Origin of the sequence: Nocardioides sp. NPDC006273, from assembly GCF_040613495.1 — a bacterium.
GTDB lineage: Bacteria > Actinomycetota > Actinomycetes > Propionibacteriales > Nocardioidaceae > Nocardioides.
On the sequence record NZ_JBEXSD010000011.1, the window covers coordinates 1 to 13350 of the forward strand.

At 70.0% G+C, this 13350-nt stretch carries 17 protein-coding genes; 5 read left to right on the top strand and 12 right to left on the bottom strand.

What is annotated here, in order from left to right:
* Positions 1–124: 124 nt before the first annotated feature.
* Positions 125–964: a helix-turn-helix transcriptional regulator gene (locus tag ABZZ22_RS06905; protein ID WP_354928357.1), complete on the top strand. Its 840-nt coding sequence runs from the start codon at positions 125–127 to the stop codon at positions 962–964.
* Between the two features lie 40 nt (positions 965–1004).
* Here the strand turns inward: ABZZ22_RS06905 and ABZZ22_RS06910 are convergent, their stop codons facing one another.
* From ABZZ22_RS06910 to ABZZ22_RS06920, 3 genes are read right to left on the bottom strand one after another with little or no spacing between them, the layout of a single operon-like run.
* Positions 1005–1250: a hypothetical protein gene (locus ABZZ22_RS06910; protein WP_354928360.1), complete on the bottom strand. Its 246-nt coding sequence runs from the start codon at positions 1248–1250 to the stop codon at positions 1005–1007.
* A 28-nt stretch (positions 1251–1278) separates the two neighbouring features.
* A complete protein-coding gene (locus tag ABZZ22_RS06915) occupies positions 1279–2097 on the bottom strand; it encodes a hypothetical protein (protein WP_354928363.1) in 819 nt (272 codons plus the stop codon).
* Positions 2094–2672: a hypothetical protein gene (locus tag ABZZ22_RS06920; RefSeq protein WP_354928366.1), complete on the bottom strand. Its 579-nt coding sequence runs from the start codon at positions 2670–2672 to the stop codon at positions 2094–2096. The genes ABZZ22_RS06915 and ABZZ22_RS06920 overlap by 4 nt, the downstream gene beginning before the upstream one ends.
* A 71-nt stretch (positions 2673–2743) precedes the next feature.
* Here ABZZ22_RS06920 and ABZZ22_RS06925 point away from each other — a divergent pair, with 71 nt between their 5' ends.
* A complete protein-coding gene (locus tag ABZZ22_RS06925) occupies positions 2744–3310 on the top strand; it encodes a TetR family transcriptional regulator (protein WP_354928369.1) in 567 nt (188 codons plus the stop codon).
* An 8-nt stretch (positions 3311–3318) separates the two neighbouring features.
* Here ABZZ22_RS06925 and ABZZ22_RS06930 read toward each other — a convergent pair whose 3' ends face one another.
* The 3 genes from ABZZ22_RS06930 to ABZZ22_RS06940 all read right to left on the bottom strand — a co-directional run bounded on the left by ABZZ22_RS06930 (position 3319) and on the right by ABZZ22_RS06940 (position 4772).
* Positions 3319–3933, bottom strand: a complete 615-nt coding sequence (locus ABZZ22_RS06930) for a pyridoxamine 5'-phosphate oxidase family protein (RefSeq protein ID WP_354928372.1) — start codon at positions 3931–3933, stop codon at positions 3319–3321.
* Positions 3930–4160, bottom strand: a complete 231-nt coding sequence (locus ABZZ22_RS06935; protein WP_354928375.1) for a hypothetical protein — start codon at positions 4158–4160, stop codon at positions 3930–3932. The genes ABZZ22_RS06930 and ABZZ22_RS06935 overlap by 4 nt, the downstream gene beginning before the upstream one ends.
* A 69-nt stretch (positions 4161–4229) precedes the next feature.
* Positions 4230–4772, bottom strand: a complete 543-nt coding sequence (locus ABZZ22_RS06940; RefSeq protein WP_354928378.1) for a carboxymuconolactone decarboxylase family protein — start codon at positions 4770–4772, stop codon at positions 4230–4232.
* Positions 4773–5108: 336 nt separating this feature from the next.
* Here ABZZ22_RS06940 and ABZZ22_RS06945 point away from each other — a divergent pair, with 336 nt between their 5' ends.
* Positions 5109–5462, top strand: a complete 354-nt coding sequence (locus ABZZ22_RS06945; RefSeq protein WP_354928381.1) for a hypothetical protein — start codon at positions 5109–5111, stop codon at positions 5460–5462.
* Positions 5463–5502: 40 nt separating this feature from the next.
* Positions 5503–6144: a lipase family protein gene (locus tag ABZZ22_RS06950; protein ID WP_354928384.1), complete on the top strand. Its 642-nt coding sequence runs from the start codon at positions 5503–5505 to the stop codon at positions 6142–6144.
* Here ABZZ22_RS06950 and couO read toward each other — a convergent pair.
* Genes couO through ABZZ22_RS06975 form a run of 5 tightly spaced genes read right to left on the bottom strand, consistent with a single transcriptional unit; the run spans position 6089 to position 12239 of the window.
* Entirely contained in the window at positions 6089–6979 is an 891-nt protein-coding gene (gene couO, locus ABZZ22_RS06955; RefSeq protein WP_354928387.1) for a 4-hydroxyphenyl-beta-ketoacyl-CoA hydrolase, read from the bottom strand. The genes ABZZ22_RS06950 and couO overlap by 56 nt on opposite strands.
* Positions 6976–8502 (bottom strand): long-chain fatty acid--CoA ligase, encoded by a 1527-nt coding sequence (locus ABZZ22_RS06960; RefSeq protein ID WP_354928390.1) that lies wholly within the window; start codon positions 8500–8502, stop codon positions 6976–6978. The genes couO and ABZZ22_RS06960 overlap by 4 nt, the downstream gene beginning before the upstream one ends.
* 25 nt (positions 8503–8527) lie before the next feature.
* Positions 8528–9427, bottom strand: a complete 900-nt coding sequence (locus ABZZ22_RS06965) for a 3-hydroxyacyl-CoA dehydrogenase NAD-binding domain-containing protein (RefSeq protein WP_354928393.1) — start codon at positions 9425–9427, stop codon at positions 8528–8530.
* The gene (locus ABZZ22_RS06970; RefSeq protein ID WP_354928396.1) at positions 9424–11457 is read right to left on the bottom strand and encodes an acetoacetate--CoA ligase; all 2034 of its coding nucleotides are present in this window, start codon (positions 11455–11457) and stop codon (positions 9424–9426) included. The genes ABZZ22_RS06965 and ABZZ22_RS06970 overlap by 4 nt, the downstream gene beginning before the upstream one ends.
* Positions 11454–12239: a crotonase/enoyl-CoA hydratase family protein gene (locus ABZZ22_RS06975; RefSeq protein ID WP_354928399.1), complete on the bottom strand. Its 786-nt coding sequence runs from the start codon at positions 12237–12239 to the stop codon at positions 11454–11456. The genes ABZZ22_RS06970 and ABZZ22_RS06975 overlap by 4 nt, the downstream gene beginning before the upstream one ends.
* An 84-nt stretch (positions 12240–12323) precedes the next feature.
* Here ABZZ22_RS06975 and ABZZ22_RS06980 point away from each other — a divergent pair, with 84 nt between their 5' ends.
* Complete coding sequence (locus ABZZ22_RS06980) at positions 12324–12743, top strand: MarR family transcriptional regulator (protein ID WP_354928402.1); 420 nt, start codon at positions 12324–12326, stop codon at positions 12741–12743.
* A 235-nt stretch (positions 12744–12978) separates the two neighbouring features.
* On the opposite strand, the gene ABZZ22_RS06985 is transcribed toward ABZZ22_RS06980, so the two are convergent.
* Positions 12979–13329, bottom strand: coding sequence for a hypothetical protein (locus ABZZ22_RS06985; RefSeq protein WP_354928406.1), 351 nt, complete (start codon positions 13327–13329; stop codon positions 12979–12981).
* Positions 13330–13350 lie beyond the last annotated feature (21 nt).

Here is a 13350-nt window from a genome sequence, read left to right on the forward strand (position 1 = left end):
GATCCAGAGAACGACTCCGGTGGCGGCGTGCTCGTCGGGCAGGATGACGTAGCGGGCGAGGGCTTCGCGGACCTCGTTGAGCAGCAGCTCTCCGGTTCGCGCCAGCCTCTCTAGGCTCCTTGCCATGGGTACCACAGCACTAGGGACGTACCTCCGCGCACGCCGTGCCCAGGTGACCCCCGAGCATGCCGGCCTCCCGACCTATGGCGCACGCCGGGTCCCCGGACTCCGCCGGGAGGAGGTCGCCACCTCAGCCGGGATGAGCGTCGACTACTACATCCGCCTCGAGCAGGGCCGAGAGCGCAACCCCTCAGCCCAGGTGCTCGACGCGCTGAGCCAGGTGCTCCAGCTCGACGCCGATGCCCGCGCCCACCTCTACCACCTGGCCGGCCTCACCCCGGCCACGACGCGGATCGCCGTTCCCGAGCGTGTGGACCCGCAACTCCTGCGGCTCATGGACATGTGGCCCGACAACCCAGCACTCGTGCTCGGCCGGGCCTACGACGTGCTCGCCGGGAACAGCGTCGCCCACGCACTCTTCGACGGATTCGACCTGGGACCGAACCTGATGCTGAAGATGTTCCAGGACCCCGCGGCCCGGTCCCTGTACCTGGACTGGGAATGGGTGGCCGGCCACACCGTCGCTGGATTCCGGGCCTTGCAGGGCCGCTGGCCCCAGGACCCCCGCCTCAGCGCGATCGTCGACGAGCTGACGGCTACGAGCCCGGAGTTCGTCGCGATGTGGGAGCGGCACGAGGCCCGTCCCAAGCGCCTCACGACCAAGCGTTTCCACCACCCCTCGGTCGGCGACCTGACCCTGCAGCTCCAGGCCTTCGACGTCCGATCGGCCCCCGGCCAGGAGTTGGTCGTCTACCATGCCGAGCCCGGCACGAGTGATGCACAGGCACTGGCCCTGATCGGCACCCTCGCCGCGACGCGGAAGGCGGAGCAGGCGCGGCCGTAGTCCGGGTGGGCGCGCGGTCCCCAACGATGCCGTTCCGCCTTCAGGCAGGGCCACCTTCACCGCTGTGGTCGGCGAGCTGGTCGACGTCGACCTCCTCCTGACGCGAGATCTGCTCCGTCACGAGCTCCTGCTGCTCCTCGGTGAGGGTCACCCCGGCCTCGTTCAGCGCCTTGGCGAGCTCCTCCCGGATCGTTCCGTCGGGCGCTGTCTCCTGCCATGCGGTGACGCGCTCGACCACACTTCGAAGAGCCTGTACGCGGGCATCGTCCTGGTTCGTCTCAGTCATGTGCTCGCGGTACCCGGCCCAACCTGGGTCATGCAGATTCTGTGACCGTCACCCTTCGCGGCGAGAGTCGGGCAGCCACCGCCAGCGTGGCAAGGCCCCACAGGCCCCAGCCTCCATAGACGAGGATTCCCAGTGCGGGCCCCTCCGGAGGCGAGTTGGTGAAGGTGGCGTTGACCCCACTCACCCCGAGCCCGATGAGTGCCAGGGCGCCGGCCGCGGCGGCGTGGTGCGCCCAGCGGGGCGAAGGTCGGTCCCACCACCGTAGGGCGATGACCGTCGCGGCAGAGCCCAGCAGGGCGAGGGCGACCGGGACGACGTACGCCGCGTCCACCTCGTGCCCGACTCCTCGGGGCGCCAACCAGCTGGAGCCCGCGACCCAGGACGTCTTGATGGCCGGATAGGCCAGAGCGGCGAGGACGCCGACCAGCACGACCCACCGCGGCGTATCGAGCGGGAGTCCGTCATCGCCCTGCAGCGGATGCGACAGCCGCCACGTCGCCCAGAGCGTCACCACCGCACCGACGGAGACCACGAGGGCCAACCAGTCGACCGGAAGCGGGATCGCACCCAGCGCCCGCATCACATGGAAGATGCCCGCGATCGCAGACGGCAGGAGGAACACCGTGGCCGCCACTGCGGCCACCCGTCGATGCCTGACCGTGCCCGCGCACACCAGGGCGAGGACAGCGCCGAGCACGGGAGTCCAGATCGGCGCGATGCGGTCGACGTACGCGGACTGGCCGCTCGCCAGCAGCACGAGCCCTGCCACCCCGGTCGCTGCCGCGGACCATGCGGTCAGGCCGCGCGGCCCCGTCGTCTTCAGAACTGGAGAGCTGGTGGTGGTCATGGTCGACCTTCCTTGTGGCGGCGGTGATATGACCAGGTGAGGGCACCCAGGAGCGGCCCCCACAGCGCCAAAGGCAGGTAGGTCAGTCCCACCAGCGCGTGTGCCGTGCCGGTCAGGTGTCCGTCGCCGTCGCTCCACCACCACAGCACCGCGAAGGGGACCCACAGTGCGGTGAGGGCAGCTGCGCCCGCTGCCGCCGAGATGACGACCGCGCGGGGCGGGATCCCCCGACCACCCAGCAGCGGCACCCACCGAGGCACCACCTCGCCCCACGGACGTACGAGACCGAGCGAAAGCAGGGACAGCAGCTCGAGCAGCACGGTCAGCCCGATCAGGTACGCCGATCCGGCCCCTGGAGCGTCGAAGAGCTCCCGCGCCGAGGCCTCGCTGTAGCCGACCGGTAGACCGATCGCCAGGGCGACCCGCCACAGCCCCGACGGCAGCGTGGTCAGCGAGGCGACGTGCGCCGCCCTGATCGCCCAGCGCGGGGGTGGAGCGGCACCATCTGCTCGAAGCTCCGAAGAGACCTGCGCCGGCCGCCCGACCGGGTCGAGCGCACGTGAACGTCCTGCCATGACTTCCCTCTTATTGTCCAAGTGGTCATTAGCGAGCCTAGCCACTTAATGAACGGCTGTACACTAAATTTGTGGAACCCAGGAAACGACGGCGCGATCCCGTCGCCCACCGCGCCGCGATCCTCGCTGCCGCGCGAGCGGCGTTCGCCGAACGCGGCTACGCCAAGGCCACGATCCGGGAGATCGCCCAGCGCGCCGGCGTCACCCACGGCCTGGTGATGCGGCACTTCACCAGCAAGGAAGAGCTCTTCATCGCTGCGGTGCCGGGATCGAGAGATCTCGGCGACGTGCTCTCCGGTCCGCCCGAGACCCTTGCCGACCGGATCGCCGAAGCCTTCGTGCAGCGGATGGAGCAGCCGGAGAGCGACGACCCCTTCCTCGCGGTGATCCGGAGCGCCGCCGCCGGAGAGCCGGCCGCGACGAGGCTCTACGACGCGATGCGGTCGCGCAGCCTGGAGGCCTACCGCTCCGTACTCAGCGGCCCTGACCTCGAGGAACGCGTCGACCTGCTGGGCGCGCATCTCATCGGCGTGACCTTCAGCCGCTACGTGATCAAGAGCGGCCGGCTGGCCGAGATGTCTCCCGAGCGCCTCATCCGACATCTGACCAGGACCCTGCGCGGCATCCTTCAGGAATGACGCCCCGATCACCTTGACGCCCTGGTCTCGGCGAGCTCCGCCTCGAGCTGCGTGATCTTTCCGGCGAGCTCCTCCATCGTGCGCCTCACCACGTCCAGCGGAACCAGCTCCGGGATGTGCTGGCGACAGTTCCAGTCCAGGGCCTCGACCTCGATCAGCATTGCCCGTTCCACCCTGGCCGGGTAGTCAGGAGGGGCGAGCGAGGCGACCAGCGCGGCATCGTCCTCAGGCTCGACCACACGCGCTCGCCCGAAGATCTTCATCCGAGCCCGGAGCCGGTAGTCGATGAGGAAGAGCGAGACCCGCTCGTCGTGGTCCAGGTTGCCCCGAGTGATGTACTGCCGGTTCCCACGGAAATCCGCGAACCCCAGGGTCCGTTCATCGAGCACACGAAGGAATCCGGGCGGACCACCGCGGTGCTGGATATAGGGCCAGCCGGTCTCGCTGACCGACGAGATGAAGAAGCTGTCGCGGGAGTGGATGAAGTCCGCCTCGTCGGCGCCGAGACGATCGGGGCCGTCCCCGAAGGCAGCCATCCGCGCGTAGGCTTCGGCGCTCCCGTGGGCGGCCTGATGACTGGTCACGAGGGGCGTGAACGCCACCTGCGCATAGTGCCCGGTCATGACTGGCGCACCAGGGCAGCCCGGGCCTGCTGGATCCGCGGCAGGACCAGGTAGACGACGATCGGGACGGTGAGGCCGGTCAGCACCAGCGTCCGCACCAGAGACGGGAGCGGCTCGAGCACGCCGCCCAGCACGAGGTCGAGCAGGGCCAACGTCGGGAACACGCCGAGCCAGATCATCAGTGCCTGCTGCATACGCGGGAGCGGTGTGGTCGTCGAGGTCTTCATGGCGTTCCTTTCTTCCGGGGGGACGCGCGCGGCCGTGGCCGGTGACCACGGCCGCGCGCTGAGGGACTACTACTCGGCGTGGCGTACGGCCGGGAAGTCGATCTCGGTGTGCGCGAGACGGTTGAAGATGTTGGTGAAGAAGTTGAGGGCCACGTTGGCCACCACCTCTGCGATCTCCTCGTCCGTCAGCCCGGCGGCACGGGCGGCAGCGAGCTCCGAGTCGTCGACGTCTCCGCGGTTCTTCACGATCGCGGCGGCAAGCTCCAGCGCGGCTGCTGCCGTCGGCTCAGCCGACTTGCCCGCCCTCGCGTCGCCGGCCTCGTCCGCCGACACACCCGCGACATTGGTCGCCAGGTAGGTGTGGGCCGAGAGGCAGTAGTCGCAGCCGTTCTCCTGGGCGACCAGGATCGCGATCCGCTCACGGACCGACGCGGGCAGGACACCCTCGCCAACGGCCGAGTTGAACTGGACCCAGCCCTTCAGCGCGGAGGGGCTGTTGGCCAGGGCCTTGGCCATGTTGGGCGTGACGCCCAGGGCGGCCTGTACGCCGGCCAGCAGGTCCTTGGCGGCGGGCTGTGCGGCGGTCGCGTCGATCAGGGGCAGTCGGTTCATCGTGTTCTTGCCTTTCGGTGGGGCCAGATCTTCAGGCCATGTCTAATGGTTACGCACACTCTAATCATTAGACATGGTTGGGCATTCCCGATTTGGCAAGAAACTTTCCGCCCGGTTCCGACCCCGTGCTGAACACGGGGCGTCGGCGGCTTGGTCAAGGCCCATGCTGCTTCCGGCGCAACGCGCCTCGTCTTGCTCCGGTGGCCAGACGTGACCCTCTTGGTCATCGCCGTGTTGTTCGGCGTCCGCACGGCGGCTTTCGGAGTCGCCTTGGTGTGGCGCGGAGTCCGAGATGATGCTCGGGCGCGGCGCCAGGCTCGGCGGTGGCTACCGGGTGTGCGCTTCGCCAGCGCTGTTCTGATTGCTGCCGTCGCCGTCGCCGGCCTCGTCCTCAGTGACCAGTTCCGTAGCGGCGTACCGGTCGTGGACGACTTCTACGACGCCCCGGCCGGGGTCCCGGCGGAGGCCGGCCGGTTGGTGCGCAGCGAGCCGTACGCCGGTGACCTGCCCGCGGGATTGAAGGCGTATCGGATCCTGTACACCACGACCGCGACCGACGGCTCGCCGGCGATGGCGAGCCGGGGTGCTGGCCGTGCCCGACCAGCCGTCCGGCACCTCCGCTCCCGAGCCGACCCCTCTCGTCGCGTGGGCCCACGGCACGGTCGGCGTCGCCCGAGCATGCACCCCTAGCCTGGGCCGGGACGCGACCAGCACCGTGGGGATGCCAGCGATGAGTGCCTTCGTCGAGCACGGGTGGGCGATGGTGGCGACCGACTACGACAGGATGGGCGCGGATGGCGATTTCCCCTACTCGATCGGGCGCGGCGAGGCGTACTCCGTCCTCGACTCCGTGCGGGCTGCCCGCGAGGCGCCCGGAGTCCAGCTGGCCGAGCAGACCGTCGTCTGGGGGCATTCCCAGGGCGGCCACGCAGCGTTGTGGGCGGGCCAGCTCGCCTCGTCGTACGCCCCCGACGCCGGGGTAGCGGGAACTGCCGCGCTCTCGCCGACGGCCGACCCTCTCGGCCTTGCCGAAGTGGTCACCGCGAACCCGGGGATTCCCGGGGCCAGCCTGGGCGTCGCGTTCGTGGCCGACGCCTACGCGAGGACCTACGACGTCGCCCTCGACACGCTGGTCGCGCCTTCGGCACGGACCATCGTCCGCGAGGCCGCCTCCCGGTGCACCAGCCAAGCAGGCACCCTGTTCACCATCCTCGCCGGCCTCGCGATCGCTAGTGACCAACCCAATCCTGCGCGAGCCGCCCAACAAGGGACCGCTGGCCGACCGACTCTCCGAGAACGTGCCGACCGGGCCGTGGTCAGGATCCCAGCCCCAGCAGGCGGAGCGCGTTGTCCCGGAACAACAGCGGCTTGACGTCGTCCTTGATCCCCAGCTTCTCGAGGTCGGCGAACCAGCGGTCGGGGGTGATCACCGGGAAGTCCGAGCCGAAGAGCACTTTGCTCCGCAGCGGGCCGTTGAGCTGCTTGACCAGCTGCGGCGGAAAGTACTTCGGCGACCAGCCGGACAGATCGATGTGGACGTTGGCCTTGTGGGTGGCTATCGAGATCTGCACGTCGACCCACGGGACAGCGGGGTGCGCCATCACGATCTGCAGGTCCGGGAAGTCGGCGGCGACGTCGTCGAGAAGCAGCGGGTCGGAGTAGCGCAGCCTGATCCCGCGGCCGCCCGGGAGGCCGGCACCGATCCCGGTCTGGCCGGTGTGGAAGAGCGCGACCACGCCGAGCTCCTCCAACGTCGCCCACAGCGGGCGGAACTCGGGGTCGGCCGGCGAGAAGGCCTGCAGGCCGGGATGGAACTTGAAGCCGCGCACGCCGTAGTCCTCGACGAGACGGCGGGCCTGCTTCACGGCGGCCTCGCCCTTGCGGGGGTCGACGGAGCCGAACGGGATCAGCACGTCGGCGTGCTCGGTCGCGCGCTCGGCGATCTCCTCGCTCGACAGCGGCGGATGGTCGAGGCCGGTCGAGGCGTCGACGGTGAAGATCACCGCGGCCATGTCGCGATCGCGGTAGTAGGCGGCGAGGTCGTCGACGGTCGGGGTGCGCGGGTGGTCGCCGCGGAAGTAGGCCGCCGAGGCGTCCATCAGCTCCTGGTCGAGCGAAAAGTGACCGTGATGGTCGGCCTCGACGTGGGTGTGCATGTCGAGGGCTCGGATCGAGCCGGTGTCGATATGGGGCTCGTAGCGGGTCATCGGGTGGTTCCTTCCGGGGTGCCGTACAGCTCACGGACCCGCGACTTCAGCAACTTGCCGGAGGCGTTGTGTGGGATCTCCTCGACGAGGACGACGGCCTTGGGGATCTTGTAGCGGGCCAGCCGTCCGTCGAGGTGGTCGAGCAGGTCGGACTCGGTGAGGGCGGAGCCAGGGCGGCGTACGACGACGGCGCGGCCGACCTCTCCCCAGCGCTCGTCGGGGACGCCGATGACGGCGGCCTCGGCGACGTCGGGATGGGTGTAGAGCGCCTGCTCGACCTCGGCCGGGAAGACGTTCTCGCCGCCGCTGATGAACATGTCCTTCACCCGGTCGACCACATAGAGGAAGCCGTCGTCGTCGACGACGGCGACATCACCCGTACGCAGCCAGGGGCCGTCGAAGGCAGCCCCCGTTGCCGCGTCGTTGCGCCAGTAGCCGGGAGTCACGTTGGGACCGCTGACGTGCACCTCACCGGCCTGGCCGGGAGCCGCCTCCTCGTTGCCGGGCGCCACGACGCGTACGTCGGTGAAGAAGCAGGGGGTGCCAGCCGAGCCGAGCTTGTCGAGGCCGTCGGCGGCGCGCAGCATGGTCGTCCCCGGGGAGGCCTCGGTCAGCCCGTAGCCCTGGATGATGTGCAGGCCGCGGCTCTGCCAGGTGTCCAGGAGCGTGCGCGGGATCGGCGCGCCCCCGCTCAGGGCCGAGCGGAGACTGCCGAGGTCGGCGGTCGCCCAGGTCGGCTCCTGGGCGAGGGCCTGGTACATCGAGGTGACGCCGAAAAGCAGCGTCACCCGCTCCCGCTCGATGGTGGCGATCGCGGCGGCCGGGTCGAAGCGGGCGGCGATGAGGGAGGTCCCGCCCTTGAGGAAGGTCGGCAGCAGCACCTGATTGAGCGCAGCGGTGTGGAACAGCGGGGCGGTGACCAGAGCGATCTCGTCGGAGCGGACGTCGACGTCGACGAGCAGGTTGAAGGCGTTCCAGGCGATGTTTCCGTGCGTCAACATCACGCCCTTGGGGCGGCCGCTGGTGCCGGAGGTGTACTGGATCATGAAGACGTCGTCCAGCCCGACCTCGACGTCGATCCGCCCCTCGGCGGGCGTCGCCAGACCGTCAAGCCCGCGACCGCCGGCAGCGGTGAACCGATGGCTCGGCAACCCGAGGGCCGCGACCACCTCGGAGGAGACCGCCTCGTCGAAGGCGTCGGCGTGGACCAGCAGCGCAGGCGAGGCGTCGGTGAGGATCCAGGCCAGCTCGGGCGGCGCCAGCCGGGTGTTGAGCGGCAGGAAGACCGCCCCCAGCCGGGCGGTGGCGAAGAGGGTCACCGCCAGCTCGACCGAGTTCAGGCCCAGGAAGGCGACCCGGTCCCCCGGGGCCACGCCGCGGGCCCGCAGCCCGTGGGCGACCGCGTCGACGAGGCGGTCGACCTCGGCGTACGTCACCACCGCGTCGTCCTGCACGAACGCCCGCGCGCCAGGGGTCATCCGGGCCCGGCGGGCGGGCCACGATCCGATGCCGCTGTCCAACATGTCGATCCTCGTTCGTCTCGTGGGCTCAGCCGAGCCTGAGGTCGGTCTTGATCTCCAGCAGTCGCCGCAGCGCCTGGTCGCGGCGCCCGACGAGGTCCTCGGCAGAGGTGCCGTCGAGCTCCTCGTCGACCCCGTCGACCAGCTTCTCGACCAGATCTTTGGTCAGGGCAGGGTGACCGAGGTCGTCCCACCATTCGACCATCGGCGGACCGAGATGCTCGAGCACGTGCCCGAGCCCGCCCGGGCCGCCGGAGAGGTGCTGGGTCGCGAAGGGGCCGAGCAGCGACCAGCGCAGCCCGGGGCCGTCGGCGATCGCGGTGTCGATGTCGGCGACCGAGACGATGCCCTGGTCGACGAGGTGGTAGGCCTCGCGCCACAGCGCCGCCTGGAGCCGGTTGGCCACGTGCCCGGGCACCTCGCGGCGGATGTGGATGGGACGCTTGCCCAGGTGGCGCATGGTCTCCAGAGCCGCCTCGACGGCCTCCGCCGACGTCGCCGATCCGCCGACGACCTCGACCAGCGGCACCAGGTGCGGCGGGTTGAACGGGTGCGCCACCAGCACCCGCTCCGGGTGGCGCGTGCAGGCGTCCTGGAACGTGCTCGGCATCAGACCCGAGGAGCTGCTGGTGAGCAGTACGTCGCCCGCGGCGGCCGCGTCGAGCGCGGCGAAGATCTCGCGCTTGACCTCCAGCCGCTCCGGGCCGCTCTCCAGCACCAGGTCGGCGGCCGCGCCGACCTCCTCGACGCCGTCCGCGAACCTCAACGATCCCTCCGGGACCTGCGCACGCAACCGCTCCTCGGCACCCTCGGCCGGGTCCCAGGCGACCACGTCGAGCCCCTGCTCGAGCCCGAGCACCACCCAGCTGACCCCGATCGCGCCGGTGCCGACGACCCCGAGCGTACGAACGTTTTCACCACTCCTCATGCGGTCCTCCTGCTCAGCGTGCCCGAGATCGCCAGCGCGACGAACGGTTCGAGGGACGCCGGGTCGGCGAGCGCGTCCCGGCTGGCGACGTCCTCAGGGCGTACGCCCTGCAGGATGCGCTTGGCGGGCAGCTCGAGCTTCTTGCCGGTGAGGTTGCGCGGCACCGCGGGCACCTCGATCACCTGGTCGGGGATGTGCCGCGGGGAGAGCGCCGACCGCAGCGCCCCGACCAGACGGGCCCGGAGCGGGTCGTCGAGGCGTACACCGGTATCGGTGACCACGAAGAGCAGCAGCTCGCCGTTGCCTCCGTCGGGGTCCTCGAGATGGACGACCAGCGAGTCGGCGACACCGTCCACCTCCTCGGCGACGCGATAGAACTCGGCGGTGCCGAGGCGTACGCCGCCTCGGTTGAGGGTCGCGTCGGAGCGGCCGGCGACGTGGCAGCTGCCGTTGTCGTGGAAGAGGATCCAGTCGCCGTGGCGCCACACACCGGGATAGTGGTTGAAGTAGGCCTCGCGGTAGCGGGTGCCGTCCGCGTCGCCCCAGAAGCCGACCGGCATCGAGGGCATCGGCGAGGTGATGACGAGCTCGCCGAGCACCCCTGTGACCGGGCGGCCGGACTCGTCGTAGGCGTGGGCGTCGACGCCGAGGCAGCGGCCGGAGATCTCGCCGGCGTAGACCGGGAGCAGCGGGTTGTTCTGCACGATGCCGGAGCAGACGTCGGTGCCGCCGCTGCCGACGTTGATCTGCGCCCCCGGGAGCTGGTCCCGGAGCCAGGCGTAGCCCTCGGGCGGGAGCGGCGCTCCGGCCGAGCCGAGGACACGAACCCGCAGGTCGCCGAGGGTGGTGAGGTCGACGTCAGCCTTGCGGCAGGCCATCACGAACCCCGGACTGGCGCCCATCACGGTCGCTCCGGTCGACGCCGCGAGCCGCCACTGCCAGGTGAGGTCGGGGTGCATCGGGTTGCCGTCGACCATCACGATCGAGGAGCGGACCAGGAGCGAGGAGACCAGGGCGTTCCACATCATCCAGGCGGTGGTGGAGAACCAGAGCATCCGGTCCTCAGGCCCCATGTCCCACGAGAGCGCGTGGTTCTTGAGGTGCTCGAGCAGGATGCCGCCGTGGCCGTGGACGATCGCCTTCGGCCGGCCGGTCGTACCGGAGGAGAAGAGCACGACCAGCGGGTGGTCGAAGGGCACCGGCTCGAAGGCGAGCTCGGCCCCCTCCTCCGAGGCGAGCAGGGAGGTCCAGGAGAGCGCGTCCTCGACGCGATGCTGGCCGTATTCGACATCGACCACATGGTGCACCGACGGCAACTCGGCCCGGATCTCGGCCACCTGGGCACGCCGGTCGATGTCCTTGGCGCCGTAGCGGTAACCACCGGCGACCAGCAGCACGACCGGTTCGATCTGGGCGAAGCGGTCGATCACGCTGCGCGGTCCGAACTCGCTGGCGCACGACGCCCAGGTCGCGCCGAGACTCGCGGTGGCCAGATAGGCGACCAGGGCCTCGGGGATGTTGGGGAGGTAACCGGCGACACGGTCGCCGCGGCGTACGCCCAACCTCTGCAGCGCGGCGCGCGCCCGGGCCACCTGGTCGCGCAGGTCGCCGAAGGTCAGCTCGACGTCGTCGCGGGTCTGCGAACGGCCGAGCACGGCGACCCGGTCGAGGCGATGTCCTGAGCTTGTCGAAGGGTCCTCGTCGGTGCCGAGCGCGTGCTCGGCGTAGTTGAGCAGCGCACCCGGGAACCAGCGCGCCCCGGGCATCTCCCGAGAGGCCAGCACGCCGTCGTACGCAGCGTGGCTCCGCACCCCGAAGAACTCCCACACCGCCGACCAGAACCCGTCGAGGTCGGTCACCGACCAGCGCCACAGCTCCTCGTGGGTGGTCATCGCCAGGTCGCGCTCGCGGGCGATCCAGGCCAGGAACTCACCGACCCGGGAGGTGGAGAGCACGTCGGCGGGAGGCGTCCAGACGACATCGCCCTGATCGATCTGTCGGGTCTGCCGGGTCTGCTGGGTCGTGTTCACTGGTCCGTCACCTTCCTGGCCCGTCCGTCGAGAAAGTCCTGCATCCGGCCCTTGGCGTCGTCGGTCCCCTGCGCGATGGCCGCCATCAGCGACTCCATCAGGAAGCCGTCGCGCGGGTTGGCCTCGGCGATGCGCGGCAGCGCCTGCACGACCGCGAAGTTGGTCTGGGGCGCGTTCTGGGCGATCCGACCGGCCAGCTCGAGGGCGGTCTTTCGACCGGTGCCGTCGGCCACCGCGTACTGGCTCAGACCCAGCCCCAGCCCCTCCTGCGCGTCGTAGCGCCGGCCGGTCAGCATCATGTCCGCCATCCGGGAGACCCCGATGAGCCGCGGGACACGCACCGAGGCGCCGCCGCCGACGAAGAGCCCGCGCTGTCCCTCGGGCAGCGCGTAGAAGGTGGATTCCTCGGCGACCCGGATGTGCGCAGCGGCGGCAAGCTCCAGCCCGCCCCCGACGACGGCTCCCTTCAGCGCGGCGACGACCGGCACCGGCCCGAACTCGATCTTCTCGAAGACCCGGTGCCACATCCGCGAGTGGGTGACCCCGCCAAGGGTGTCGCGCCGGGTCATCTCGGACAGGTCGAGCCCGGCGCAGAAGTGGTCGCCGTCCGCGTCGATGACGACGGCACGTACGTCCGGCTCGAGGCCGTCGAAGAACCGCTCGATCCCGAGCACCGCCTCGTCGCTGAGCGCGTTCCGCTTCGCGGGGCGGGCGAGGGTCAGCACCGCGACGTCGTCGACGCGCTCTGCCCGCAGGGCATCGGGAAGGGGGGTTCCGAGCATGATGAACTCCTCATGATTGACAGGAATCCTGATAATCGCAGAAGTAGGCGCCTCCCGCAAGCGAAGCGATGCTTGAATGACCGCATGACCGACGCACCCCTGCTGCTCTACGTCGTCAAGCAGCTCGAGCTCGCCACCCGAGCCCGCCTCGACGCCGTCCTGAAGGAATCAGGGGTCACCGCCCTGCAGTACACCGCCCTCTCGGTGCTCGAGCGCCGCCCCACGATGAGCGCCGCCGACCTGGCCCGAGCCTCGTTCGTACGCGCCCAGTCCGCCGCTGATCTCATCGGTGCACTCGAGCGCCGCGGCCTCATCGAGCGCCGCATCGACCCCGACAACCGGCGCCGCATGCTGATCAGCCTCACCACCGAGGGCCGCGAGTTCCTCGACGCCTACGACCCCCGCGTCGAAGAGCTCGAGGAGCAGATGCTGGCCGAGCTCGGGCCCGAGGACCGACAGGCGTTCCGTACGTTTCTCGACACCGCCCGCCGAGCACTCTCCTAACCACTGACAACCATCGCCCGAACCACTGTTCACATGCCCGATGGTGATGAGCCAGCGCACAACTCGGACTCTTCAGCAGAGGCTCAGCCTGTAGAAGCGACCGGCTCTAGACAGCTGGGAGACCTGAACGTATCTGGAATCGGTGGATGACGTGCGAACGTCTCCTGATCGAACACTGATCCTCTGGACTCCTCCGGCCGCGCCCGTCCGGGGCCCCGTCACGGGAAGGTGACGGTCAGAGTGAGCCCGCCGCCTTGGTTCGCGTGTGCGGTGGCTGGGGCGCGTGAGCACGGGCGATGGAAGCGACGATCGCCAGACCTAGTCCCGATCCTTCGCCTGGGGTGTTCGTCCGTTCGGCGAGGCGGCGGAAGGGTTCGAAGAGATCGGGGACGATGCGGGACAGGGGTGCGACGAAGACGCCGCGGTCGGGGCTCGAGCTCGGTCGGGGCTCGAGCTCGGTCGTGTACTCCATCGTGCTGCCGCTGGGGCCGAGGAAGTAGGTGAAGGCGTTGTTGCCCGTCTCGTAACGGCCAGGGCCCCAGATCTTCTTGATCCCGGCACGCATGACGCGTCCGGTGCCACGCATGTAATCGTCGAGGCCGCGCAT